At 69.0% G+C, this 24,959-nt stretch carries 20 protein-coding genes, 1 tRNA gene, 1 other RNA gene, 2 pseudogenes and 1 riboswitch; of the genes and pseudogenes, 10 read left to right on the forward strand and 14 right to left on the reverse strand.

The genetic code is table 11. The annotated features are described in order from the left end of the window. Positions 1-148: 148 nt before the first annotated feature. Positions 149-1,057, reverse strand: a complete 909-nt coding sequence (locus tag LY12_RS15030) for a LysR family transcriptional regulator (RefSeq protein WP_253857056.1) — start codon at positions 1,055-1,057, stop codon at positions 149-151. An 81-nt stretch (positions 1,058-1,138) separates the two neighbouring features. Here LY12_RS15030 and LY12_RS15035 point away from each other — a divergent pair, with 81 nt between their 5' ends. Next, positions 1,139-2,092, forward strand: a complete 954-nt coding sequence (locus tag LY12_RS15035; protein WP_253857058.1) for an EamA family transporter — start codon at positions 1,139-1,141, stop codon at positions 2,090-2,092. Here the strand turns inward: LY12_RS15035 and LY12_RS26265 are convergent. Continuing rightward, positions 2,059-2,307: pseudogene (locus LY12_RS26265) on the reverse strand (MerR family transcriptional regulator); the annotation flags it as partial. The gene LY12_RS15035 and the pseudogene LY12_RS26265 sit on opposite strands and share 34 nt — an antisense overlap. A gap of 72 nt (positions 2,308-2,379) precedes the next feature. Between LY12_RS26265 and LY12_RS26270 the strand changes: the two are divergent. Continuing rightward, positions 2,380-2,667: pseudogene (locus tag LY12_RS26270) on the forward strand (hypothetical protein); the annotation flags it as partial. A gap of 45 nt (positions 2,668-2,712) precedes the next feature. Here the strand turns inward: LY12_RS26270 and LY12_RS15040 are convergent. The 8 genes from LY12_RS15040 to LY12_RS15075 form a co-directional block, all read right to left on the reverse strand. Continuing rightward, positions 2,713-3,915: an ABC transporter ATP-binding protein gene (locus LY12_RS15040; RefSeq protein ID WP_253857060.1), complete on the reverse strand. Its 1,203-nt coding sequence runs from the start codon at positions 3,913-3,915 to the stop codon at positions 2,713-2,715. After that, on the reverse strand, positions 3,912-4,907 hold the full coding sequence (locus tag LY12_RS15045) for an ABC transporter ATP-binding protein (RefSeq protein ID WP_253857062.1): 996 nt from the start codon (positions 4,905-4,907) through the stop codon (positions 3,912-3,914). The genes LY12_RS15040 and LY12_RS15045 overlap by 4 nt, the downstream gene beginning before the upstream one ends. A 5-nt stretch (positions 4,908-4,912) precedes the next feature. Then, positions 4,913-5,833: an ABC transporter permease gene (locus LY12_RS15050; RefSeq protein WP_253857063.1), complete on the reverse strand. Its 921-nt coding sequence runs from the start codon at positions 5,831-5,833 to the stop codon at positions 4,913-4,915. Continuing rightward, positions 5,830-6,834 (reverse strand): ABC transporter permease, encoded by a 1,005-nt coding sequence (locus LY12_RS15055; protein WP_253857065.1) that lies wholly within the window; start codon positions 6,832-6,834, stop codon positions 5,830-5,832. Before LY12_RS15055 ends, LY12_RS15050 begins: the two co-directional genes overlap by 4 nt. A gap of 95 nt (positions 6,835-6,929) precedes the next feature. Then, on the reverse strand, positions 6,930-8,594 hold the full coding sequence (locus LY12_RS15060) for an ABC transporter substrate-binding protein (RefSeq protein WP_253857067.1): 1,665 nt from the start codon (positions 8,592-8,594) through the stop codon (positions 6,930-6,932). A 180-nt stretch (positions 8,595-8,774) separates the two neighbouring features. Beyond that, positions 8,775-9,386 (reverse strand): uridine kinase family protein, encoded by a 612-nt coding sequence (locus LY12_RS15065; protein ID WP_253857069.1) that lies wholly within the window; start codon positions 9,384-9,386, stop codon positions 8,775-8,777. Between the two features lie 48 nt (positions 9,387-9,434). After that, positions 9,435-10,031 carry a recombination mediator RecR gene (gene recR / locus LY12_RS15070; protein WP_253857070.1) on the reverse strand — a complete coding sequence of 199 codons (597 nt, stop codon included), beginning with the start codon at positions 10,029-10,031 and terminating at the stop codon, positions 9,435-9,437. Between the two features lie 2 nt (positions 10,032-10,033). Further along, positions 10,034-10,399 carry a YbaB/EbfC family nucleoid-associated protein gene (locus tag LY12_RS15075; protein ID WP_253857072.1) on the reverse strand — a complete coding sequence of 122 codons (366 nt, stop codon included), beginning with the start codon at positions 10,397-10,399 and terminating at the stop codon, positions 10,034-10,036. 77 nt (positions 10,400-10,476) lie between these two features. On the opposite strand from LY12_RS15075, the gene LY12_RS15080 reads away from it, so the two are divergent. Continuing rightward, on the forward strand, positions 10,477-11,403 hold the full coding sequence (locus LY12_RS15080; RefSeq protein WP_253857074.1) for an N-acetylmuramoyl-L-alanine amidase: 927 nt from the start codon (positions 10,477-10,479) through the stop codon (positions 11,401-11,403). 66 nt (positions 11,404-11,469) lie between these two features. Here LY12_RS15080 and LY12_RS15085 read toward each other — a convergent pair whose 3' ends face one another. The 3 genes from LY12_RS15085 to LY12_RS15095 form a co-directional block, all read right to left on the reverse strand. After that, positions 11,470-13,911, reverse strand: coding sequence for a DNA polymerase III subunit gamma and tau (locus LY12_RS15085; protein ID WP_253857445.1), 2,442 nt, complete (start codon positions 13,909-13,911; stop codon positions 11,470-11,472). A gap of 103 nt (positions 13,912-14,014) precedes the next feature. Next, positions 14,015-14,107, reverse strand: an RNA gene (ffs, locus tag LY12_RS15090) — signal recognition particle sRNA small type. 79 nt (positions 14,108-14,186) lie between these two features. Further along, entirely contained in the window at positions 14,187-14,453 is a 267-nt protein-coding gene (locus LY12_RS15095) for a DUF397 domain-containing protein (protein ID WP_253857076.1), read from the reverse strand. 275 nt (positions 14,454-14,728) lie between these two features. On the opposite strand from LY12_RS15095, the gene LY12_RS15100 reads away from it, so the two are divergent. Next, on the forward strand, positions 14,729-14,935 hold the full coding sequence (locus LY12_RS15100) for a hypothetical protein (RefSeq protein ID WP_253857078.1): 207 nt from the start codon (positions 14,729-14,731) through the stop codon (positions 14,933-14,935). A 217-nt stretch (positions 14,936-15,152) separates the two neighbouring features. Here the strand turns inward: LY12_RS15100 and LY12_RS15105 are convergent, their stop codons facing one another. Next, positions 15,153-16,010, reverse strand: coding sequence for a helix-turn-helix domain-containing protein (locus LY12_RS15105; protein ID WP_253857080.1), 858 nt, complete (start codon positions 16,008-16,010; stop codon positions 15,153-15,155). A 66-nt stretch (positions 16,011-16,076) separates the two neighbouring features. On the opposite strand from LY12_RS15105, the gene gnd reads away from it, so the two are divergent. The 6 genes from gnd to metH all read left to right on the forward strand — a co-directional run bounded on the left by gnd (position 16,077) and on the right by metH (position 24,865). Next, a complete protein-coding gene (gnd, locus tag LY12_RS15110; RefSeq protein WP_253857081.1) occupies positions 16,077-17,516 on the forward strand; it encodes an NADP-dependent phosphogluconate dehydrogenase in 1,440 nt (479 codons plus the stop codon). A gap of 1 nt (position 17,517) precedes the next feature. Continuing rightward, complete coding sequence (locus LY12_RS15115; RefSeq protein WP_253857082.1) at positions 17,518-18,891, forward strand: TrkH family potassium uptake protein; 1,374 nt, start codon at positions 17,518-17,520, stop codon at positions 18,889-18,891. Next, on the forward strand, positions 18,884-19,591 hold the full coding sequence (locus tag LY12_RS15120) for a potassium channel family protein (RefSeq protein ID WP_253857083.1): 708 nt from the start codon (positions 18,884-18,886) through the stop codon (positions 19,589-19,591). Before LY12_RS15115 ends, LY12_RS15120 begins: the two co-directional genes overlap by 8 nt. Before the next feature lie 240 nt (positions 19,592-19,831). Further along, positions 19,832-20,488, forward strand: coding sequence for a GNAT family N-acetyltransferase (locus tag LY12_RS15125; RefSeq protein ID WP_253857084.1), 657 nt, complete (start codon positions 19,832-19,834; stop codon positions 20,486-20,488). A 224-nt stretch (positions 20,489-20,712) separates the two neighbouring features. Next, a tRNA-Ser gene (locus LY12_RS15130) sits at positions 20,713-20,801 on the forward strand. Positions 20,802-21,036: 235 nt separating this feature from the next. Further along, positions 21,037-21,123, forward strand: a riboswitch (S-adenosyl-L-homocysteine riboswitch). 13 nt (positions 21,124-21,136) lie between these two features. Beyond that, positions 21,137-24,865: a methionine synthase gene (metH, locus tag LY12_RS15135; protein ID WP_253857085.1), complete on the forward strand. Its 3,729-nt coding sequence runs from the start codon at positions 21,137-21,139 to the stop codon at positions 24,863-24,865. Positions 24,866-24,959: the final 94 nt, after the last annotated feature.

A 24,959-nucleotide genomic window follows, 5' to 3' on the forward strand; every position in this document is an offset into this window, starting at 1 on the left:
CGCACCACTGAGCAGTCGGCGATGCGGGGTGGGCACGCCCCACCCCGCATCGCCGTGTTGCGCCCACCCGTCGCCCGACCCCCACCCCTCATCGACGCGCTGCCGCGCGGCTGCGTCCCAGGGACCGTGTTGCGGATTCGGGGACGCCTCACGCGCCGGGTTCGCCGAACTGGGCGGCCTCGGCGCGGATCGCATCGAGGACCGCGCGCACCGCGGGACGCCGATCGGGGGCACCGGGGCGGATCACGGCCTCGACGTGCCGAGCGGCCTTGATGCCGGCGAGCGGTTTCCGCCGCACCTTCGCCGTGTCCACTGTGTACCGCGGCAGCAGCGCGATGCCGTGGCCCGCGGCGACGAGCGATTCGATGATCCGGAAGTCGTTGATCCGCTGCACCACTCGTGGCCGGACACCGGTCCGCGTGGCCAGTGACACCAGCAGGTCGTCGACGGGGAACCCGACGTCGACGCTGATCCAGGGCTCGGTGGCAAGATCGGCCAGCTCGACGCGGTCGGCACCTGCCAGCGGGTGCTCCGGGGGCAGCGCCACGTCCAGGGGTTCCCGCAGCAGTGGCAGCACCTCCAGGCGTTCGGAGGCGACGGGCGGGGCGTACTCGTCACGGTGCATCACCACGATGTCGAAGTCGGCCATGAGCCCGGGCACTTCCGGTGGCGTCATGTCGACATCGCGGACGTCCAGCTCGAGCCCTTCGACGGCGTCGACCTGCCCCAACAGCCCGGGAAGCAGCACGAGGGCCGCCGAAGGGAACACGGCCAGCCGCACGCGCCCGCGTGGAGTACTGCGGAACGTGTCGAGTTCGGCTTCGGCGCGGTCGATCGCGCCGAGCACGTCGTCGGCCCGCGCGACGAGCGCGGTTCCGGCGTCGGTGAGGCGCAGTCCGCGGCCGTCCGGCTCGGTGAGCACGAGTCCGACCTCGGCCTGCAGCGCGCGCAGCTGTTGCGACACCGCCGACGGAGTGCAGCTCAGCGCTTTCGCCGCCTCCGACACGCTGCCCCGGTCGGCGAACTCGCGCAGCGTCCTCAGTTTGCCGACGTCCACGGTGCGTATTGAAGCACAGCTACACACTTCCTGCAAATATTCTCGCTGGACTACAGAGTCCGGCGGCTCCAGGCTGGGGTCATGGCGCTGAGAGACCGACTGCTCGCCGCGTTCGTCGCCGTCATCTGGGGCTGCAACTTCCTGGCGATCCACGCGGTGCTGACCCACTTCCCGCCGCTGTTCGCGGGCGCGATCCGGTTCCTCGTCATCGCCGTCCCCACGATGCTGCTGATCCCACGTCCCCGAGTGAAGGCACGTTGGCTGATCGGCTACGGACTCGGATTCGGCACGTTCCAGTTCGCGTTCCTGTTCGTGGGCATGTACACGGGTATGCCCACGGGCCTCGCCTCACTGGTGTTGCAGTCGTCGGCGCCGTTCACGGTACTGCTCGGTGCGGTGGTGCTGCGGGAACGACTGTCGCGCCGACAGCTGGCAGGCATCGCGATGGCCGTCGTCGGCATGACGGCCATCGCGTGGCAGCGCGCCGAGTACGCCGCACTGCTGCCGGTGATCCTGACGTTGCTGGGAGGGCTGAGCTGGGCCGCGGGAAACCTGTGTTCCAGGCAGGCGAAGCCGGACAACCCGTTGCACTTCACGCTGTGGATGAGCGTCGTGCCGCCACTGCCCATGTTCGCGTTGTCGCTGGTGTTCGAGGGACCCGAGCGCCAGTGGCTGTCGCTGGCGACCCTGGACGAGGCGTGGCTCGCACTGGCCGGACTCGGCTACGTCGTGCTGCTCGGCACCATCCTCGGGTCCGGCATCTGGACGACGCTCATGCGCCGCAACCCGGCCAGCTCGGTCGCACCGTTCTCGCTGCTCGTGCCGGTGGTCGGAATGACGTTGTCGTTCGTACTGCTCGACGAGCGGCCGACGCCGGTCGAGATCGCGGCGGCAGCCGTCGTCGTGGCGGGCGTGTTCCTCGGCTCCACCACGGCACGTCTCGCCCGCCGCCGAAACCGGCTACTCCCACCCGACGTCGCCCAGGATCGGGTCGAGGATCGTCAGGCGTCGGACACGATCGAGCACAGCCGGTGACGCGTCTGTTCGAGTTCGGCCTGTTGCCGAACGAGCCGGACCGAGATGGCGTCGATCTCCGCGCGAAGGTCGGGACACATGTCCAGCCTCGTACCGTGCTCCCCGGTCCTTGCGCAGTCGACATACCGCCGGATGGTGCTCGTGGTCAGCCCGGTAGCGATCAAGGCCTTGATCTGGAAGACCCGAGGGACGTCGGCCTCGGAGTAGATCCGGTATCCGTTGGCGTCGCGTTACGCAAGGAGTACTCGCGGTCCTCGTAATGACGCAGCGCACGGGTCGAGGCTCCGGGGCGGGAGTCGATCGTGGTCGCCCACAGCCTCGGCTGCATCACCGTCCTGCGGCACCTCGCGTCACTCACAGCGCCGTGGCACCTGGGGACCCTCGTGCTCGTTTCGGGTTTCGTGGACCCGCTGCCGACGCTCCCCGACCTGGACAGCTTCATCGGCGACGGTGTGGGCCCGGCCGGTATCCGAGAGCACGTCGGATCCCTCACGCTCCTGCAGGTCCCACCCCGAATCCTCCCTTCGCAACCTTCCCGTCCGAGGAGAACGCGAGGGGAACAATTGGGGCGTTGAACGCCCCCAAGGTGCCCCTGGGGGCGTCCTGGGGGCGCAACCCGGTCAGGTGTCGGGGTGGACGAGTTCGGGTTCCACCTCGTGTCGCGTGATCCTGCCGGCCGCGATGTCCTCGGCGTAGTGGCAGGCTACGCGGTGGCCGTCGCCGACCTCGCGCAGCTCCGGCCGATCCGTGTCGCACAGCGTGTCCTGTTTCCACGGGCAGCGCGTGTGGAATCGGCAGCCCGTCGGCGGATTCGCGGGCGACGGGAGATCACCGGTCAGCAGGATCTGCTCCCGCTCGTCCTCCACCGTCGGATCCGGCACCGGAACGGCCGACAGCAGCGCCTTGGTGTAGGGATGCATCGGCTCGGCGTACATCTCGTCGGAACTCGCCTCCTCGACGAGCGACCCGAGGTACATCACGCCGATCCGGTCGGAGATGTGCCGCACCACGGCCAGGTCGTGAGCGATCACCAGATACGTCAGCCCGAGTCGCTGTTGCAGCTCCTCCAGCAGGTTCAGCACCTGCGCCTGCACCGAGACGTCCAGCGCGGACACCGGCTCGTCGGCCACGATCAGGTCCGGTTCCACGGCCAGCGCCCGCGCGATGCCGATCCGCTGCCGCTGGCCGCCCGAGAACTCGTGCGGATACTTGTGCAGCGCGCTCTCCGGGAGACCGACGGAGTCGAGGAGCTCCACGAGCCGTGCCCGGGTCGACTCCTTGCCGGAGTCGAGCCCGTGCGCGCGCATCCCCTCGACCAGGATCGACTCGACGGACTGCCGTGGGTCCAGACTGGACAGCGGATCCTGGAAGATCATCTGCATGCGGCGGCGCGACTTGCGGAGCGTCTCGCCCTTGAGTGTCGACACGTCGGTGTCGTCGAACACGACACGGCCACCGGTGGGCTCGACGAGCCGCAGCAGGCCGCGGCCCATCGTCGTCTTGCCACAGCCGGATTCGCCGACCAGACCGTAAGTCTCGCCGCGCCGGATCGTCAGATCGATTCCGTCGACCGCGTACACGTAACCGACGGTGCGTTCCAGCACGATTCCCCGTTTGATCGGGAAATGCACCTCGAGCCCCTCGACGGTGACGAGCACGTCGTCGGCCCCCGCGGCACCGTCACCGTCGGCGGACCTGCCGCCGCCGGTTCCGGCCGCGCCGGCGACGTCCGTTCCGGTCACGTCGGCACCTGCGACGTCCATGTCGGTGGCCGCCGACCCGGTGCCGGTGACGTCCGTCGTCGTGGCGGTTTCGTCGGTCACAGCGCTCCCTCCGTTACGGCATCGCCGATGGCGACGGGGTTGTGACAGCGCAGCATCCTGCCGTCGTCGGCTTTCAGCTCGGGCGGCTCGCTCCAGCACACGTCCGTCGCGTTCGGACATCGCGGTGCGAACGCGCAGCCCTGCTCCCATTCGATGTTGTCCGAAACCGAGCCGCGGATCGGCGTCAACGGTTCGCCCCGCGGTGCGTTGAGCCGGGGGATCGACTGCAGCAACCCGTGCGTGTAGGGGTGCCGTGACCGCTCGAACAGGTCGTGCCGCTGCGCCCGCTCCACGATGCGGCCGCCGTACATGACGTTGACGTCGTCGCAGAGTCCCGCAACGACACCGAGATCGTGCGTGATCATGATCAGCGCCGTGTCCGTTTCGGACACCAGCTCCGACAGCAGTGACAGGATCTGCGCCTGGATCGTCACGTCCAGCGCGGTCGTCGGTTCGTCGGCGATCAGCAGTTTCGGCCTGCACGCCAGCGCGATAGCGATGAGCACACGCTGGCGCATCCCGCCGGACAGCTGGTGCGGGTACTCGTCGATGCGCCGCTGCGGATCGGGCAGCCCGACCCGGTCGAGCAGCTCCGCAGCCTCGACCCGCGCCTCCTTCCGGGTCATCCCACGGTGGCGTTCGAGCACCTCGGTGATCTGCAACCCGATGGTGATCACCGGGTTCAGCGACGACAGCGGGTCCTGGAACACCATGCCCAGGTCCCGGCCGCGGCGGTCGCGCAGCTGCTTGTCGGAGAGCGTGAGCAGCTCGGTGTCGGAGAACGTCACCGAGCCACCGATCTCCGCTCCCCGCTTGGGCAGCAGTCCCATGATCGCCAGCGACGTCACCGACTTGCCGCTGCCCGATTCCCCGACGAGGCCGACCGTCTGCCCCGGTTCGACCGAGAAACTGACGCCGTCGACCGCGGTGAACGGGCGGGTTCCCTTGCGTTTGAACACGACACTCAGGTCGCGTACGTCCAGTAGTGCCACGTGAGTTACCGCCTGTTCTTCGGGTCGAGCGATTCCCGCATCGACTCGCCGAGCAGTGTGAAGCCGAGCGCAACGATGATGATCGCGATGGCGGGGAAGAACGCCAGCGACGGTTTCACACTGAGCAGTTCCTGCGCGTTGCCGAGCATCAGACCCCACTCCGCACGCCGCCAGTCGGAGTCACCGAGGCCGAGGAACGACAACGCCGCCGCGTCGATGATCGCGGTGGCGAGCGTGAGCGTCGCCTGCACGATCACCGGGCCGATCGAGTTCGGCAGCATGTGCCGGAACACGATCGTCTTCCGTTTGACGCCGAGCGCCGTCGCCGCGAGGACGTGGTCGCTCGACCGTTGGGCGATCATCGCGCCCCGCAGTAATCGCGCGAACACCGGGACGCCGATCATCGCCACAGCGATGATCACCGTCCACTGACTGCCCGGCAGCAACGCCGCGATCGAGATCGCGAGCAGCAGCGAGGGGATCGACAACATGATGTCGGTCAGTCGCATCAGGACACTGTCGACCCAGCCGCCGAACGCGCCCGCGAGTCCGCCGATGATCATGCCGACGGCCACGCCGATCAGCGTTGCGAACACACCCACGAACAGGGTCTGCTGCGCGCCGACGAGCAGCCGGGAGAAGAAGTCGTATCCGTTCTGATCGCTGCCGAGCAGGAAGCCGGGCATCGGACCCGGGATGTTCGACGGCGTCAGTTCGGCCTTCAACTCCGGATACGGCCGGTACGGGTCCTTGGGCGCGATGAACGGCGAGATGATCGCCAGGATGACGAACAGGCCGACGATGACCAGACCGAGAATCGCGACCGGACTGCGGAACGTCCGGCGGAGCGCGTCCATGGCGAGGCTGGTTCCACCCTCGGCCAGCGAGTCGATCTTCTCGGCCTTCCGCGTGGAAAGAATGCTCATCGCACACGCACCCTCGGGTCGATGATTGCGTACGAAATGTCGACCAGCAGGTTGACCAGCACGAAGACCACGGCGAACAGCAGGATGAGCCCCTGCAGCCGCGGATAGTCACGTTGCTGGATCGCCTGTTCGAGCAGGGTGCCGAGCCCGCCCCAGGCGAACACCTTCTCGGTCAGCACCGCACCCGACATGAGCAGGCCGGTCTGCAGGCCGATCGTGGTCGACACGGGCAGCAGGGCGTTCCGCAGCACGTGGCGTTTGCGCACGATCTGCGTCGTCAGGCCCTTCGAGTCGGCCGTCCTGACGAAGTCCTCACCCTGCACGTCCAGCACCGAGGCGCGTGTGATCCGCACGATCACCGCGAACGGAATGCTCGCCAGCGCCACCGAGGGAAGAATGAGATGCAGCATCGCGTCCCACGTGGCGTCGAACTCACCCGTCAGCAGTCCGTCCAATGTCGCGATACCGGTGACGCGGGTGGCGTCGATGAGCACGTCGTGTCTGCCGGACGGCGGCAGCAGCGACATCTCCTGCGTGAAGATGTACTTGAGCAGGAACCCGAGGAAGAACACCGGCACCGCGACGCCGACGAGCGTCGTGATGACCGTGGCGTTGTCGAGGAACCTGCCGCGGAACCGCGCCGCGATGTAGCCCATCGGGATGCCGAACAGCACCGCCAGGAACATCGCCGCGACGGACAGCTCCAGCGTGGCCGGAAACGCCCAGCTGACCTCCTCCATCACCGGGTCACCGGTGATCAGCGAGTTTCCGAAGTCACCGGTGAGCGTGCGGCCGAGGAAGCGGAAGTACTGGACGACGATCGGATCGTCCAGTCCCAGCACCGCGTTCATCGCCGCGACCCGCTCCGGGGTGGCCTTGTCTCCCAGCAGAGCCGTGGCAGGCCCGCCCGGCAGCATCCGGAGCCACGCGAAAACCAAAATGGACAGTACGAACAGCGTCGGAACAGCCTGTAGCAGCCGACGCACCGTGAACCTGAGCATGAATAGGTGCCTTTGCCCCATGAAGCCGGGAGGCAGCGCTCACGCACGCGGCGCGCACGCAGGCACTGCCTCCCGGTGGGATGTCGAGCAGAGCGTCAGCTCTGGCCCTTGGAAACCGAGACGAACCGTTCGTCGGTCAGCGGGCTCGGAACGAGCCCCTGGACGTCCCCGCCCACGACGATCGCCGGGGGCGACGACGTCAACGGAACGGCGGGCACGTACTCGGAGATCTTGACCGCGGCGTCCTCGTAGGCCTTCTTCTGCTCCTCGTCGTCGACCTTCGCGTCGGCGTCGGCGAGCGCCTTGAAGATCTTCGGCTCGTTGAAACCGAACTCCGCCTTCTCGCGGCCGAAGAACGTGCCGACGAAGTTGCCCGCGTCGCCGTAGTCACCGGTCCAGCCGAGCAGGTGGATGTCGTGCTTACCGTGCTTCTGGATGTCGTCCTTGAAACCGCCGTTCCAGGGCCGCTGCCGCATCTTGACGTCGATGCCCACCGCGTCGAGGTTGTCCGAGACGGCGCCCGCGATGTCCACGGGGTCCGGCATGTACGGGCGGCTGACCTCGGTGGGCACGTAGAACTCGAGCGTCAGGTCCTCGGCGCCCGCCTCCTTGAGCAGCTGCTTCGCCTTGTCGACGTCGTACTCGTGCTTCTCGACCTCGTCGGTGTAGCCGTCGGTCTCCTCCGGCACGAATTGGTACCGCGCGGACGCGCCCTCGGGAAGCTGGTTCTTCGCCAGCTGTTCCTTGTTGATCGCGTACTCGATCGCCTTGCGGACGCGCTCGTCCTTCAATTCCGGCGTGTTCTTCTGGTTGATACCCAGATAGAGGATGTTGAACGTCGGGCGGACCATCACCTGGGCGCCCGAATCACGCAGCGCCTGATAGTCGGCCGGGTTCGGCAGGTCGTAGCCGTCGATCTGCCCGGAGATCATGTCCTGCTTACGGGCGTTCTCGTCCGGGATGACACGGAAGACGAGCTTCTCGAGCTTCGCCTTGTCACCCCAGTAATCCTCGTTGCGGGTCAGCGTGATCGTGTTCGCCGACTTGTCGTAGGACTCGAACTTGAACGGCCCGGTGCCCGTCGGGTGTTCGTTGGCGTAGGCCGGGTAGCTGAACGACTCGCCGCTCTGCGTGACCTCGTCGGCGTTGTGCTCCTTCAGCGCCTTCGGGCTCGACATGGACAGCGACGTCAGGCCGAACGCGTCGGGGAACGCACCCTTGGCCTCGTTGAGGTTCAGCACCGCGGTGTGCTCGTCCTTGGCCTCGCAGGACTTGTACACCGGGTCGCCCGAGGCGTCGCCCTTGTTCTTCGCGAAGCCTTCGAACACGTCGCCGTAGTAGATCATCTGGCTCTGCGCGGCGGCGCTCGGCATGTTGTACCAGCGGTCGAAGTTGAAACAGACCGCTTCGGCGTTGAAGTCGGTGCCGTCGTGGAACTTGACTCCTTCGCGGAGCTCGAACGTCCACGTCTTGCCGTCGTCGCTCGGGGTCCACTCGGTGGCCAGACCCGGCTGGAGTTCGGCGGTGCCGGGCTTGTACGCGACGAGCGTCTCGTACATCTGCCGGATCGGCCGGAAGCTTTCGCCGTCGTCGTTGAACACCGGGTCGAAGTTCTTCGGCGCACCGGCGGCACCGAACACCAGTGTGTTCGCGGCACCGGCGTCCTCGCCACGTTCCGAGGCACAAGCGGACAACGCAAGCGCGCCCGCCAGCCCGATCAGGGCGAGGCGGCGCGTGCGGTTCACCCGTGAGTGGAGCATGTTCGCACCCCTTGAGAAAGGTCAGTCGGGTTACGCCCAGGTGGGCGCAGATGGGGGCAGACCTTAGCGGCTCGTTGCCGGTTCCTTAAGTACTTGAGGTTACGATCGGGCTACTTGACAGTCGTTTACGGCGACTAATTCACGAATTCGGACACGGATAGTGCGCGAAGAAGGCGGGTTTCAGTCGTCTCGGACGACTGGATTAGACCGTTCGGAGGAATAGGCCACGTCGGCCGCATGGCGGGGTTCGTCCACCGCGAACCACCCGGCCTCGAAGCGCTGCCACCGCTCCAGCTGCGGTCTGGACCACTCACCGTCCCGCGCCACCGCGCGAGCCAACCGGGTGGCCCGGTCCGCGTGGTCCAACCAGCACAGCACCGACACCCAACCGCGCACCGACCGGCGGCCCGACGACACGCCTTCCAGTACGAGCACGCCCGGCACCGGGACAGCCACGTATCCACCGGCAACCGGCTCCCCGGCCTCGGTCCACTCGGTACGCCGGTACCGGCCGGGCCTGCCCGCGGCGAGCGGTTCGAGAACCCCCGCACTCAGCCGCGGCCACCACGACACCGGGTCGTCCCACGTCGCGAAGTCGTCGGTGCTCACCAGCGCAGGATCGGCCCCGCGGCCGCGGAGCACGTCGACGACCCGGGCGGCCAGGTGCGACTTCCCCGCACCCGACGGCCCGTCGATCACGACAAGCCGCACCACCCCGAGCCGTGGCGGCGCAGCGAGCACCCGGTCGGCGAGGTCACGGGCCGGGTCGACCACGCCGACCGAGCCGCTCACGTGGTCGACGACGTCACGTGCCGTGCCGCAACCGCGCGCCACGGCGGGTCACAGCGCGCGGCGGCCCGACAGCGCGCGGCCGAGCGTCAACTCGTCGGCGAACTCGAGGTCGCCGCCCATCGGCAGCCCGGACGCCAGCCGGGTGACCGTCAGTCCCGGGAAGTCACGCAGCATCCGGACCAGGTAGGTCGCCGTGGCCTCACCTTCCGTGTTCGGGTCGGTCGCGATGATGACCTCGGTGATCTCCTCCGACCCGATGCGCGTGAGCAGATCCTTGATACGCAGCTGATCGGGCCCGACACCGGACAACGGGTCGAGCGCGCCCCCGAGCACGTGGTAACGGCCGCGGAACTCGCGCGTCCGCTCGACGGCCAGGACGTCCTTCGGCTCCTCGACGACACAGACCGACGTCGCGTCACGGCGCAGATCGTTGCAGATCCGGCACCGCTCGCCCTCGGAGACGTTGCCGCAGATCTCGCAGAACCGCACGCCCTCGGCGACCTTGCCGAGCACCTCGCGCAGCCGCGCGATGTCCTGCGGATCCGACGCGAGCAGATGGAACGCGATCCGCTGCGCGCTCTTCGGACCGACGCCGGGCAGCCTGCCGAGCTCGTCGATCAGGTCCTGAACGACACCTTCGTACACGCTTACATCCCGGGGAGGCCGAGGTTGCCCATACCGGGCAGGCCTTCACCGCCGCCGAGGCCACCCGTGATGGAGCCGAGCTTCTCCTGCTGCAGCTGCTGCGCATTGCCCGTCGCATCGCGGACGGCAGCCACCACCAGGTCGGACAGCGTCTCGACGTCCTCGGGGTCGACGATCCCCGGGTCGATGTCGAGCTTCTTCAGCTGGAGCTCGCCACTGACCGTGGCGGTCACCTTGCCGCCGCCTGCGGTTCCGGTGACCTCGGCGTTGGCCATCTCCTCCTGCGCCTCGAGCATCTGCTGCTGCATCTGCTGCGCCTGCTGCATGATCTGCTGCATGTCGGGCATTCCGCCGCCGGGCTGCGCCATGATGGTCGATCCGATCTCTCGCTTGAGCTGGCTGTACCGGCCAGCCTAGTCGCCTCACCTGTGGCACCGTGGACACCGTGCGAAGTTCGGGGGGCAGGTTCGCCGCCACGCCGGCACGTGGCATCGCCGCGGCGATCGGTCTCGGCATGCTGTTGACGAGCTGTTCGGCGGCCGAACCCGTGTCCAGCGGCCAGGTGGGTGATCAGCGGGCGGCGACCCAGCGTTCGGCCGCCCAGGAGTGGGTGCCCGGCACGGTGGTGCCGCACACCGGTGAACTGCACCGGCAGGAGCCGAACCGGGAGCCGAACCGAGAGTCACGTCCGCGGCCCGGCCGGGATTCCGGCGGGGAGCCGCGGGGCGACGTCGTCGTCCTCGACCCGGGGCACAACGGAGCCAACGCGGCGAACCTCGACCGGATCGAACGCGAGGTGCCGAACGGCCGAGGGGCGCGCAAACAGTGCAACTCGACGGGCACGAGTGCCGCCGACGGCTACCCCGAGCACGCCTTCAACTTCGCCGTCGCCCAGCAGGTGCGCAGGCAACTCACCGACCGCGGGGTCCACGTCGTGCTCACCCGCTCCGCCGACGACGGTGTCGGCCCGTGCGTCGACGAACGGGCCGCGATCGGCAACCGCAACCACGCCGACGCCGTCGTGTCGATCCACGCCGACGGGTCCGCGACCGACGCGAGCGGGTTTCACGTCATCTACTCCGACCCGCCGCTGAACGACGCCCAGCGCACCGCGGCACCCGGACTGGCACGCGCCATGGTGGCGGGGATGGCAGCCACCGGCCTGCCGAAGGCGGACTACATCGCCTCGGCCGACGGGCTCGACGGACGCGCCGACCTCGCCGGACTCAACCTCTCGACGGTCCCCGCGGTGCTCGTCGAATGCGGCAACATGCGCAACCCCGACGAGGCGGCGGCGATGTCGACCGCCGAAGGCCACCAGCGGTACGCCGCCGCGATCACCCGCGGAGTGCTGCGCTACCTCGACCGCTGAAATCGCCCGCCGCAGCCGGCACCGGGCACCGGAGGGCCGAGCACCGGAGCACTGAGCACCGGAGTGTCAGTCGATGGGGCGGGCGCCGAGGTGGTCCGTCAGGAGCCGCTGGGCGACGTCCTCCGGGTCACCCGAATCGGCGGCAGCCACCCCGGCCTGCACGGCACCGTTACCGGCGGACGCCTGCGACCGATCGGACCGGGCGGGCTCGGGGTTCGGCGGCGGCTCCGGAGCGCCGTACTCGTCGTCGTCCGGCTCCGGAGGCAGCGGGATGTCCGGCTCGGCCGTGGTCACCTTCGGCCCGGCACCCGCCGAGGCTCCGTCGGGCTGCGGCGGACGCTCCCGGGTCGCGGGTTCGGCTGCTTCGGCCTGCGCCGCGGCCCCGGACGGTGCGGTCCGGGCGTTTCCGGTGGTCACAGCGCCGGGAGACGGGTCGCCGGTCGTGTCCGAAGCGCCCGTCGACGCGTCCGGGGACGGCTCACCGCCTGCCGGCCGAGCCTCCTGCCTCGCCGGCCCGCCCTGAGCAGGTGCCCCCTGCGCGGGCGCCCCCTGCACGGGTGTTCCCTGAGCCGGCGCGCTCTGCGTCGAACCGTGCGCCGGACCCGCGGAGGACGCCTGCGCGGACGGAGCCGACTGCGCAGGCGGAGGACCGGCTGCTCCCGCGTGCACACAGCGCACCTGCCACCGGCCGCCCAGCAGTTCACCGAGGGCCGCGGCGATGCAGTCGGCGTTGCGCGGTTCCGACAGTCGCCGCGCCAACGGCTCCGCCGTGTGAGTGAGTGTGACGCCGTTTGCCTCGACACTGTGCACCGTGGCGTTGGTGAGCATCGCCTCCGTGCTGCGGCTGGCCTTACGCACGGTCGACAGCAGTTGTGGCCAGTACTGGCGCAACGCGGCTGCGTCGATCTGGCCGGGCTGTTCCGCCGCGGCGTCCTGCCCAGCCGATTCCGGCTGTGCCGGAGCCGCGGGCTGCGCCACCGGTTCGGATCGCGCCGGTTGCTGTTGCGCCGTCGGTTGGGCCTGCGCCGTCGGCGGGGCCTGCGCCGCCGGTTGGGCCGGTTGCTGTGGTGCCGCCGGTTCGGCCGGTTCCGCGTGCGCAGCCGGTTCCGCGTGCGCAGCCGGTGCCTGAGCAGCGGCCTGGGCGGAGGAGCCCGCCGAGTCGGCCCGCTGCTCCGGCCCCGGCGACGACGCGGTCGCGGACGCATGCTCGGCGGTCGCCCGGGCCGGGGCCGCGACCTGTGTACCGGTCTGGGCCGGTGCCCCGGGGTCGGCCTGCGGTGCGCGCTGCGAGGGCCGTTCGAACGTCCGCTCCGGTACCGCCTCCGTGGCGGCCGCAGCCCCGCCGCCTGCCGTCATCCGACGTTCGAGGCGTTCGAGGCGCTGCAACGTCGCGCCTCCGTCGGCTGCGACCTCGGGCAGGAGCATGCGCGCGGCCAGCAACTCGAGCAGCAACCTGGGCGCGGTGGCCCCGCGCATCTCCCGCAGCCCGTTGTGCAGCAGTTCGGCGTAGCGGGTGAGCGTGCCGGGCTCGACGCGTTCGGCCTGCGCCGACATCCGGCTGAGCTCTTCCTCCGGCGCGGCGACCATGCCGTTCGACGCAGCGTCCGGCACGGAACGCAGGAGGATCAGGTCGCGGAAACGGTCGAGCAGGTCGCTGGCGAACCGGCGCGGATCGTGGCCTGCTTCGGCCAACCGGTCGATGGTGCCGTAGACCTCTTGGTGGTCCTCGCGGGCGAGCGCGTCGACCATGGCGTCGATGAGCGCCGCGTCCGTGACGCCGAGCAGCGCGGCGGCCCGGTCGTAGCTGATGCCGTCGGGACCCGCACCGGCGAGAAGCTGGTCGAGCACCGACTGGGTGTCCCGGGCGGATCCGCCGCCGGCGCGGACGACCAGTGGATACACGGCCGGCTCGACGTTGATGCCCTCGGCGGCGACGTTCCGTTCGAGCAGCTCGCGCATGGCGGTCGGCGGGATGAGCCGGAACGGATAGTGGTGCGTGCGCGAGCGGATGGTCGTCAGAACCTTGTCCGGCTCGGTGGTCGCGAAGATGAAGATCAGGTGCTCTGGTGGCTCTTCGACGATCTTCAGCAGGGCGTTGAAGCCCTGCGTCGTGACCATGTGGGCCTCGTCGATGATGAACACGCGGTAGCGCGACTCGGCGGGTGCGTAGAAGGCACGGTCCCGGAGCTCGCGGGCGTCGTCGACGCCGCCGTGGCTGGCTGCGTCGAGTTCGGTGACGTCGACGCTGCCGGGGCCTTCCGGCGCAAGCGCTTTACACGGGCCGCATTCGCCGCACGGGTCGGACGTGGGCCCGCTTTCGCAGTTGAGCGAGCGCGCCATGATGCGGGCACTCGACGTCTTGCCACAACCGCGGGGCCCGGAGAACAGGTAGGCGTGATTGATGCGTCCGGCCGCCAGCGCGGTGCGGAGCGGCTCGGTGACGTGTTCCTGCCCCACGACCTCGGCAAAGGTCGAGGGCCGGTACTTGCGGTACAGCGCGAGAGCCACGGCAGCGAGCGTACCGGCCCGCACCGACACCCGGACGAGCACTTCGCAGGACACGCGGTGCTGGGTGCAGGACATGCGGCTGACGGTTCGCCACCCGCATACAAAAAGGGGACCCCCGCACCCGTCAGAGCCTGCTTATCCTTGCTGCCTTCCGGCCCTGGGGAGGTTCACAGGGTGGACGCCGCGGGGGTCCGGTTACCAGTCTACGGCCTGGCTGCGGTTCGCCGGAACGGGGTCCGGTCGGCCGGCCCGGCCGGCCGGCGACGGCCCGGCGTTCAGGCGGGCAGGTCGAACTGACCTGCCTTCACTGCCGTGACGAACGCCTGCCATTCGCCCCTGGTGAACATGAAGACGGGACTGTCGTCGAGCTTGGTGTCCCGGACGCCGACGTTGCCGCCGCCGTCCGTGTCGCCGAAGTTGACCTCCACGCAGTTTCCACCGTTGGGTTCACTCGCGAACGACTTCTGCCATCCGATCGGGTCGAACCGGCTTACAACGGTTGCCGGGTCGTAATAATCCGTCTCCACTGTGCGGTCGGCCATCTCTACCTCCGTACCGGCGCAACGTCGACACCTGGCCACCGAGGTGGCCCGATTTCGTATCACTGCTCCGGTTTATCCCTGTGTCCAGACGTCGAACCGACAAAAGCGTGCGTCCATCCGTGGGAACTTCACGAACGCCGGTCGACACCGTGATTAATCCCCTCCTAGGATTATTCCTAACGCTCGGCGGCAGGTCGACCCCGGCCCGCTCGCTGAGAGGCGAACCACAAGTCCGCGCGCACGCCCACCGCGTGCTCTCTGGGGTTGGAGTACATATGGCCGTACGACTGGAGATGACCGGCTCGAGCACACAGACACCGGAGCCGGACGTCCCCGACCTCACCGATCACGCCGTGCCCGCACTGCCCTCGCCGCGCAAACCCCGTCGGTTCGGGCCGGGTCTCGTCAGCCGCCGCCCGCGAGAGCACGGCGACTCCCCGGACGACCGCAGGCTCACCTCGCGGTACGTCGCCCGCCTCTGATCGACCTTCCGGCAGGCCTCGCGTTCCGGCCGGTCTAGCGCCGCGACGTCCTTCGCCCGCCGACGGCGCACCACACCTCGCCGCACCGCGTCCCGGTTGCGGGCACGCGGCCCGTGCCTCGGCAGCACCGACCGCCCGCTCCGCATCCACGTCGACCTCCGGCAGGACGACGAACGTGCCGATCCCGGCGAGCCACCGCCACCCGCTCGGCGGTGCCTCAGGTGACCAGCTGAGTGCGGTAGTGCGCCGCCATCTCCTGGACGAACTCCCGCGTCTCGCCCCGTTCCAGCGCGGCACCGCGCAGGCGGTCCCAGGAGTCGACGAAGATCTGGAAGTCCTTCATGTCGTCGAGGTAGATGCCGCCTGCGGAGTGTTCGACGTAGACGAAGTCGCGGGTGCGGTCGGGGAAGCGCATGATCGTGAAGTCGTTGGGCACCGCGGCGAGCTTCGCGTCGAACGGCAGCACGTGGATGTACACGCGGGTGCGGCGTTCCAGCTCGAGCAGGTGTTCCATCTGGTCGAGCATCACGCCGGGTGAGCGTCCGCCGGGCGCCCTGCGCAACGCCGATTCGGACAGGATGAACCGGTAGTACGGCGGCTGTTCCTGGTCGAAGACGGCCTTGCGGTCGAGGCGGGCGCGCACGAGCGAGGTGATGTCGCTCGAGCCGAACTCGGTGAACTGCTTGAGCATGTAGTGCTCGGACTGCAACGGCCCCGGGATGCGCTCACCGTGCCACGTCATGATCTCCGCGGCCGCTGGTTCCAGGTCGGTGAAGGTGCGGAACCAGTGCGGCACCACGGAGCGGTAGCCGGACCAGTGGCCCCGCTGCCCGGCTGCGGCACGCGCGAGGTTCAGCAGCGTGTCCGCCTCCTCACCGGAGACGCCGTAGGCATCGATCATGGTCCGGACATCGCCGAGTTTCGCTCCGACGGCGCCCGACTCGATCTTGTTGACCTTGCCCTGCGTGCAGCCGAGGATCGCAGCCACCTGCTGCTGCGTCATCCCCGAATTGGTACGCGCATGCCGCAACTCGTTGCCGAGTTGCTTGCGGCGAGAGGTCACGGTGCTTGCCATGGCGGGACGAACGTTACCTTTTCTCGCCGCTGCCCCAAAGCAGGAGGTCGGCGTAGGGTTGGCCGCATGACGAAGAAGGCCGACATCGGCGTGACCGGACTCGCCGTGATGGGGCGGAATCTGGCCCGTAATCTCGCTCGCCGCGGGCACACCGTGGCCCTGCACAACCGCTCCGAAACGCGCACCAGGGAACTGGTCGAGCAGTTCGGCGACGAAGGTGACTTCGTGCCCACGTCCTCGGCACGCGAGTTCGTCGACGCATTGGAGCGCCCGCGCAAGCTGGTCGTCATGGTCAAGGCCGGCGATCCGACGGACGCCGTGATCGAGGAGTTCGCGCCGCTGCTCGACGAGGGTGACGTGATCGTCGACGCGGGTAACGCCCACTTCGCCGACACCCGCCGTCGCGAAGCCGCCCTGCGGGAGCGTGGTCTGCACTTCGTCGGCACCGGAGTGTCCGGCGGCGAGGAGGGCGCGCTGCACGGGCCGAGCATCATGCCGGGTGGTTCCGCCGAGTCGTACGAATCGCTCGGACCGCTGCTGGAGAGCATCTCGGCGCACGTGGACGGTGAGCCGTGTGCCGCCCACATCGGCCCCGACGGTGCGGGCCACTTCGTCAAGATGGTCCACAACGGCATCGAGTACTCCGACATGCAGCTGATCGCGGAGTCGTTCGACCTGCTCCGCGGCGCGCTCGGGTACGAGCCGGCGCAGATCGCCGACGTCTTCCGCACGTGGAACACCGGCCGGCTCGAGTCCTACCTGATCGAGATCACCGCCGAGGTCCTCGGCCACACCGACGCCGCGACGGGCAAGCCGTTCGTCGACGTCGTGGCCGATCAGGCCGAGCAGAAGGGCACCGGGCGGTGGACGGTCCAGATCGGACTCGACCTCGGCGAGCCGATCACGGGTATCGCCGAGGCGACGTTCGCCAGGTCGCTGTCCGGCCACGCCGATCTGCGCTCGGCCGCGCGCGGCCTGGCAGGTCCGACCCGCGCCCCGCTGTCCGGTTCCGACGCGGAGCGATTCGCCGACGACGTCGAGCAAGCGCTGTACGCCTCCAAGGTGGTCGCCTACGCGCAGGGTTTCAACCAGATCCTCGCGGGTGGAGCCGAGTACGGCTGGGACATCGACCTGGGCAGGGTCGCCTCGATCTGGCGGGGCGGGTGCATCATCCGCGCGCGTTTCCTCGACGACATCCGCGCCGCCTACGCCGCGGAACCGGGGCTGCCGACGCTGCTGACCAGCGGCGGGTTCCGCAAGGCCGTCGAGGACGCCCAGGACTCGTGGCGGTCCGTGGTTCAGACCGCGGTGCGGCTCGGCATCCCCACACCGGGCTTCTCGACCGCGCTGGCCTACTACGACGCGCTGCGCGCCGAGCGGCTGCCCGCGGCACTGGTCCAGGGGCAGCGCGACTTCTTCGGCGCCCACACCTACCGCCGCGTCGACTCCGGCGGCGTGTTCCACACCGAGTGGGCGGCCGACGGCCGTCCCGAACACCCCGCGTGAGGTGACCGGGCGGTTACTCCGCCGCCTGCTGCCGAGCTGGCGGCAGCCGGCACGCGTGGTCGTCGCGGGGTTCGCGGTCGCCGTCGCGTGCGGCACGGTCCTGCTCGCGCTGCCGATCGCCGCCCGACAGGGTGAGGCCACCGGACTGGTCGACGCGCTGTTCACGTCGGTGTCGGCGCTGTGTGTCACCGGGCTGATCGTCGTGGACACCCCCGAGCACTGGTCGACGTTCGGCCAGCTCGTCATCCTGGCGCTGATCCAGCTCGGCGGCATCGGCATCATGACGACGGCGTCCCTGCTGGGACTGCTCGTGTCGCGGCGGTTCGGGCTGCGGATGCGGCTGACGGCGCAGGCCGAGACGAAGGCTCTCGACCTCGGTGACGTGCGGCGTGTGGTGCGCGGCGTCATCACGGTGTCGCTGCTGCTGGAGCTGGTCGTCGCGGCCCTGCTGGCGCTCAGGTTCGCCACCGGCTACGGCTACGAGGCGGGGCGCGCGGCCTACCACGGGGTCTTCCACGCGATCTCGGCGTTCAACAACGCGGGATTCGCCCTCTACAGCGACAGCCTCATGGGGTTCGCCACCGACGCCTGGATCTGCCTGCCGATCATGCTCGCCATGCTGGCAGGCGGCCTGGGCTTCCCGGTGTGGCTGGAACTGTGGCGGCATCGGCGTCCGCGCCGCCGCGGCGAGGCGGTCCGGCGCTGGTCGATGCACGCGAAGCTGACGCTGCTGACGACGAGCGTGCTGCTGGGCATCGGCATCGTGGTGATCACCATCGCCGAGTGGAACAATCCGGAGACGCTCGGCGGCTTCGGTGCCGCGGGCAAGCTGCTGGCCGGTGCGTTCCACGGGGCGATGCCGCGGACGGCCGGGTTCAACAGCGTCGACGTCGGCGAGATGGAATCGGGAACCCTGCTGGTCACCGACATCCTGATGTTCATCGGCGGCGGCAGTGCGGGCACGGCGGGCGGCATCAAGGTGACGACGTTCGCGCTGCTGGCGTTCGTCATCTACTCGGAGATCAAGGGTGAACCGTCGGTGCACGCCTTCGGCCGCAAGATCCCGGCGCTGGTGCAGCGGCAGGCGCTGACGGTGGTGCTGCTCAGCGTCGCGGCAGTCATGCTGAGCACGCTGGCGCTGCTGGCGCTCACGCCGTTCCGGCTGGAGCAGGTGCTGTTCGAGGTCGTGTCGGCGTTCGCGACGGTCGGACTGTCCACCGGCATCACAGCCGACGTGGGCACGGCAGGAGACCTCGTGCTGTCACTGCTCATGTTCCTGGGACGCGTCGGCCCGATCACGCTGGCGTCGGCGCTGGCGCTGCGGGACCGTTCACGTCGGTACGAACTTCCGGAGGAAAGGCCGATCGTTGGCTAGGTGGTCGGACAGGAGCGCGGCGCGGACGTCGAAGGACGCCAGCCGGGTCGTCGTCATCGGGCTCGGCAGGTTCGGCGCCTCGCTGGCGCTGGAACTGATCGCGAGCGGGTTCGAGGTGCTCGGACTGGATCGCGATCCGAAGCTCGTGCAGCACTTCGCCGACGAGTTGACCCACGCGGCCGTCGCCGACACGACGGATCCGGACGCGCTGGTCCAGCTCGGCGTGCCGGACTTCGAACGCGCCGTCGTCAGCATCGGCGACGACATGGAGGCGAGCATCCTGACGACGTCGGTGCTGGCCGACTTCGACATCCCCAGCATCTGGGCGAAGGCCACCAACCGGCGGCACCGGCGGATCCTCGAACGCGTCGGCGCGCACCACGTCGTCCTGCCCGAACACGACATGGGTGAACGCGTGGCGCACCTCGTGACGGGGCGGATGCTGGACTACATCGAGTTCGAGGACGACTACGCGCTCGTCAAGACGACGGCGCCCGACGAGGTGCTGGGCGTGCCGCTGGGGCAGACGTCGATCCGCAAGCGATACGGCGTCACGGTCGTGGGCATCAAGCGACCCGGCGAGAACTTCACGTACGCCACCCAGGAAAGCGTGGTCGAGCGCCACGACCTCCTCGTCGTGGCGGGCCGCAGGGACGACGTGGAGAGCTTCGCCAACCTCACGTCGACACCCCCACGCTGAGTAACCGCCCCGCGGGGCCGTGAATGCCCCCAAGGGCACCTTGGTTGCGTTGAGTGCGACAGAACTTCCCCTCGCGCATGGCGTTGGACGGCTTTCCGCAGCAGCAAGATCAGGGGAAGAATGGTCGCGTTGAGTGCAACCAAAGTGCCCTTGGGGGCGCGCGGAGGACTCGTCCGCACGCGGGGTGGTCACGGTGCGTTTCCGGCGGAAAGCGGTCGACGGGGCGGCGATACTGGCGGCATGCTGGCCGACCACTTCCCGCTCCTGGGGTTGCGCGTGCGCACCCCGCGGCTCGAACTGCGCTTACCGGACGACGACCAGCTGGCCGCGCTCGCCGAACTCGCCGCGGGTGGCATCCACGAGCCGGACACGATGCCGTTCCTGCATCCGTTCACGGATGCACCGCCCGATGTCGTCGCCCGCTCCGTCGTGCAGCACCACTACCGCGCCCGCGGCGAGCTCGGCCCTGACAAGTGGACACTGCCGCTGACCGTGCTGTCCGGCGGCACCGTCGTCGGCACACAGGGGCTCAACGCCGCCGAGTTCTCCGTCACCCTCGAGGTCGGCAGCGGTTCCTGGCTCGGGCGTGACCACCAGGGCAAGGGCATCGGCACCGAGATGCGCGCCGCGGTGCTGCACCTGGCGTTCGCCGGACTGGGCGCCGAGATCGCACGTTCCGAGTCGTTCGACGGCAACCCCGCGTCGGCGGGCGTGTCCCGCAGGCTCGGCTACGCCGACGACGGCACCGCCCGCCACGCCGTCGGTGGCCGCTGCCGCACCGGCCACCGCTTCGTGCTGACCCGAGAGGCATGGGAGCGCCACCGGACCGTCGACGTCACCATCGACGGCCTGGAGCCGTGCCTGCCGCTGCTCGGCGCCGACGGCCCACCCACATGACCACCCGACCGGCCTAACCGCCGACCACCCCCGACCGGCCGAAGCACCTGGTCCGATCGGCAGATCGGGCGGGCCGGCGAGACCGACGGCGAGGCCCCCGCCTCCGCCATCGCGCGCGCCATCACTGCCCCGCCACGGCCCCGCCACGGGTGGCACAGGAGTCGCAGTTGCCGCAGCTCAGACCCGCTATCAGCCGTCGCTCGCGGTCCTGTACCCTTTTCCGCGGAGGATTGGCCGAGCGGCCTAAGGCGCACGATTGGAAATCGTGTTGGGTTAATAGCCCTCACGGGTTCGAATCCCGTATCCTCCGCCAACCGCGAACGCCGGGCGGCCCCACTGGGGCTGCCCGGCGTTTTCGTTCCCAGCCGTTCCCAGCCGTGCCCAGCCGTGCCCAGCCGTTTCCGCTCGTCGCCGGCCGTTCCCGACCATGCGGAACCGGCCCCGAGCGGCCGCACGTTCATGGCGAATCGAGCGGCCGAGGTCAACCGAGCGGTGAGCTTCCTCGCAAAACGCTCGCGACCAACGGCCGGGCACGCTTTAAGCTGGGGTGTGCCGAGAGGCGTTGCAACGGGTCGGCCATCGCCAGGGGCCGTCCCGCCACGCTCGGCGTGAACCACCAAGGACGCCTTCCGACAAGGAAGGCAGGGCATGAGCAACATCCAGCCAGACCGCACCGACGAGCTCACTGCGCTCCTGCGTGAGCAGATCCTGATCATCGACGGTGCGATGGGCACGATGATTCAGCAGGAGTCGCCCGGCGAGGCCGAGTACCGCGGCGAACGCTTCGCCGACTGGGGCTGCGACGTCAAGGGCAACAGTGACCTGCTGGTGCTGACCCAGCCTGACCTGATCGGCGGCATCACGCGCCAGTTCCTCGAGGCCGGCGCCGACATCGTCGAGACCAACACGTTCAGCGCGACGACGATCGCGCAGGCCGACTTCGAGATGCAGGAGCTGGTCTACGAGCTGAACTACGAGGGCGCTCGGGTGGCCCGCGCGGCGGCCGACGAGTTCGCGACCCCGGACAAGCCCCGGTTCGTGGCGGGCGCGATGGGCCCGACGAACCGCACGGCGTCGATCTCCCCGGACGTCAACGACCCCGGCGCCCGCAACGTCTCCTACGACGAGCTGGTGACGGCATACCTGCAGCAGGCGAACGGCCTCGTGGACGGCGGCGCCGACCTGCTGCTGATCGAGACGATCTTCGACACCCTCAACGCGAAGGCGTGCATCTTCGCGCTCGAGACCCTTTTCGAGGAGCGCGGCCGCCGCTGGCCGGTCATGATCTCGGGCACCATCACCGACGCCTCCGGCCGCACGCTGTCGGGTCAGACCACCGAGGCGTTCTGGAACTCGGTCCGGCACATCAAGCCGCTGCTGATCGGCCTGAACTGCGCGCTCGGTGCCGCCGAGATGCGGCAGTACGCCGCCGAGCTCAGCCGCATCGCCGACTGCTTCGTGCACTGCTACCCCAACGCCGGCCTGCCCAACGCGTTCGGCGAGTACGACGAGACGCCCGAGCAGATGGCGCCGGTTGTCCGCGAGTTCGCCGAATCAGGCCTGGTCAACGTGCTCGGCGGTTGCTGCGGCACGACACCGGCCCACATCGGCGCCATCGCCGACGCGGCCAAGGGGCTCTCGCCTCGCAAGCCCGCCGAGCCCGCGGCCGCGATGCGGCTGTCGGGCCTTGAGCCCTTCAACGTCGACAACTCGTCGCTGTTCGTCAACATCGGCGAGCGGACCAACATCACCGGCTCGGCCCGGTTCCGCAAGCTGATCAAGGACAGCGACTACGACACCGCCCTGTCGGTGGCCCTGCAGCAGGTGGAGAACGGCGCGCAGGTCATCGACGTCAACATGGACGAGGGCATGATCGACGGCGTCGAGGCGATGGATCGCTTCCTCAAGCTGATCGCCTCCGAGCCCGACATCAGCCGCGTGCCGATCATGGTCGACTCCTCCAAGTGGGAGGTCATCGAGGCAGGCCTGAAGAACATCCAGGGCAAGCCGATCGTCAACTCGATCTCGCTCAAGGCGGGCGAGGACGAGTTCATCCAGCAGGCCGAACTCTGCAAGAAGTACGGCGCTGCCGTCGTCGTGATGGCCTTCGACGAGGACGGGCAGGCGGACAACCTCGAACGCCGCAAGGAGATCTGCAAGCGCGCCTACGACATCCTCGTCGACCGGGTCGGCTTTCCCCGCGAGGACATCGTCTTCGACCCGAACGTGTTCGCGGTCGCGACGGGCATCGAGGAACACGCCACCTACGGCGTGGACTTCATCGAGGGCGCCCGCTGGATCAAGGAGAACCTGCCCGAGGCGAAGATCTCCGGCGGCATCTCCAACGTCTCGTTCTCCTTCCGCGGTAACAACACCGTGCGCGAGGCGATCCACGCGGTCTTCCTGTACCACGCGATCGACGCGGGCCTGGACATGGGAATCGTCAACGCCGGCGCGCTCGCCGTCTACGACGAGGTGGCGCCCGACCTGCGGGACGCCATCGAGGACGTCATTCTCAACCGCACCGACGATTCCCAGGCCGCGACCGAGCAGCTGCTGGAGCTCGCCGAGCAGTACAGGGGCGACGGCACGGCCACCGAAGAGTCCGCGGACGAGTGGCGCGAGCTGCCGGTTGCCGAACGGATCAGCCACGCGCTCGTGAAGGGCATCGATGCCTACGTCGAGGACGACACCGAGGAGCTGCGCCTCGAGATCCAACAGCGCAACGGTCGCCCGATCGAGGTCATCGAGGGGCCGCTGATGGACGGCATGAACGTCGTCGGCGATCTGTTCGGCGCGGGCAAGATGTTCCTGCCCCAGGTGGTCAAGAGCGCCCGGGTGATGAAGAAGGCCGTGGCCTACCTGATCCCGTTCATCGAGCAGGAGAAGGCCGACGCCGGCACCACCGGCGAGAAGGACACCAACGGCACCGTCGTGCTGGCGACCGTGAAGGGCGACGTCCACGACATCGGCAAGAACATCGTCGGCGTGGTGCTGCAGTGCAACAACTACGAGGTCATCGACCTCGGCGTGATGGTGCCCGCCCAGCAGATCCTGGACGCCGCCAAGGAGCACCAGGCCGACGTGATCGGCCTGTCCGGCCTGATCACCCCGTCGCTGGACGAGATGGTCAACTTCGCCTCCGAGATGCAGCGCCAGGAGTTCGACGTGCCGCTGCTGCTCGGCGGCGCCACCACCTCGCGTGCCCACACGGCCGTCAAGGTCGACCGCAAGTACGACGGCCCCGTGGTGTGGGTCAAGGACGCCTCCCGTTCGGTGCCGGTCGTGGCCTCGCTGCTGCACGACGAGCAGCGCGAGACGCTGATGGCCGAGGTGCAGGCCGACTACGACGCGCTGCGCACCCGTCACTCGAACAAGCAGGGCAAACCGTTGATCAGCCTCGAGCAGGCGCGGGAGAACCGCACCCCGATCGACTGGTCGTCGTACACGCCGCCGACGCCCGCCAAGCCGGGCATCCACGTGCTGGAGGACTACGACCTCGCCGAGCTGCGGGACTACATCGACTGGCAGCCGTTCTTCAACGCGTGGGAGATGAAGGGTTCGTTCCCCGACATCCTCAACAACCCGTCGACCGGTGAGACCGCGCGCAAGCTGTACGACGACGCGCAGGCCATGCTCGACAAGCTGACCGAGGAGAAGTGGCTGACCGCCAACGGCGTCATCGGCTTCTTCCCCGCCAACGCGGTCGGCGACGACATCGAGCTCTACGCCGACGAGCAGCGCGGCGAGAAGCTGACGACGCTGTTCAACCTGCGACAGCAGGGCGAGCACCGCGAAGGCGTCCCGAACCGCTCCATCGGCGACTTCGTCGCGCCGAAGGAGACCGGGCTGCAGGACTGGGTCGGCGGCTTCGCCGTGACCACGGGCCTGGGCACGCAGCAGAAGATCGCCGAGTTCAAGGAGAACCTCGACGACTACAACGCGATCCTGCTCGAGTCGCTGGCCGACCGGCTCGCCGAGGCCTTCGCCGAGCGGATGCACGAGCGCGTGCGCAAGGAGTTCTGGGGCTACGCGCCCGACGAGGAGCTGGACAACGTCGGCCTGATCAAGGAGAAGTACGACGGCATCCGTCCCGCGCCGGGCTACCCGGCGTGCCCGGAGCACACCGAGAAGCAGACGCTGTGGGAGCTGCTCGACGTCAAGAACACCACCGGCATCGAACTCACCGAGTCCATGGCGATGTGGCCGGGCGCGGCCGTGTCCGGCTTCTACTTCAGCCACCCGGAGTCGCGGTACTTCGTGGTGGGCCGGCTGGGCCGTGACCAGGTCGAGGACTACGCGCAGCGCAAGGGCTGGTCGATGGCCGAGGCCGAGCGCTGGTTGTCGGCGAACCTGGGCTACGACCCCGAGGACTGATCAGCGGCTCCGAACAGCCGAACGACGGTGAAACGCCGGGTGGGTCACGTTCGACCCACCCGGCGTTTCACTGCCCGGGGTTCTCGACTGCGGT

The sequence above is a fragment of the Prauserella alba genome, assembly GCF_024171735.1.
GTDB lineage: Bacteria > Actinomycetota > Actinomycetes > Mycobacteriales > Pseudonocardiaceae > Prauserella > Prauserella alba.

Coding starts and splice junctions, on each gene's coding strand:
- LY12_RS15035 (WP_253857058.1), top strand. CDS start 1,139: ATGGCGCTGAGAGACCGACTGCTCGCCGCGTTCGTCGCCGTCATCTGG.
- LY12_RS15050 (WP_253857063.1), bottom strand. CDS start 5,833: ATGAGCATTCTTTCCACGCGGAAGGCCGAGAAGATCGACTCGCTGGCC.
- LY12_RS15055 (WP_253857065.1), bottom strand. CDS start 6,834: ATGCTCAGGTTCACGGTGCGTCGGCTGCTACAGGCTGTTCCGACGCTG.
- LY12_RS15060 (WP_253857067.1), bottom strand. CDS start 8,594: ATGCTCCACTCACGGGTGAACCGCACGCGCCGCCTCGCCCTGATCGGG.
- LY12_RS15075 (WP_253857072.1), bottom strand. CDS start 10,399: ATGGCGCAGCCCGGCGGCGGAATGCCCGACATGCAGCAGATCATGCAG.
- LY12_RS15095 (WP_253857076.1), bottom strand. CDS start 14,453: ATGGCCGACCGCACAGTGGAGACGGATTATTACGACCCGGCAACCGTT.
- LY12_RS15100 (WP_253857078.1), top strand. CDS start 14,729: ATGGCCGTACGACTGGAGATGACCGGCTCGAGCACACAGACACCGGAG.
- LY12_RS15105 (WP_253857080.1), bottom strand. CDS start 16,010: ATGGCAAGCACCGTGACCTCTCGCCGCAAGCAACTCGGCAACGAGTTG.
- gnd (WP_253857081.1), top strand. CDS start 16,077: ATGACGAAGAAGGCCGACATCGGCGTGACCGGACTCGCCGTGATGGGG.
- LY12_RS15125 (WP_253857084.1), top strand. CDS start 19,832: ATGCTGGCCGACCACTTCCCGCTCCTGGGGTTGCGCGTGCGCACCCCG.
- metH (WP_253857085.1), top strand. CDS start 21,137: ATGAGCAACATCCAGCCAGACCGCACCGACGAGCTCACTGCGCTCCTG.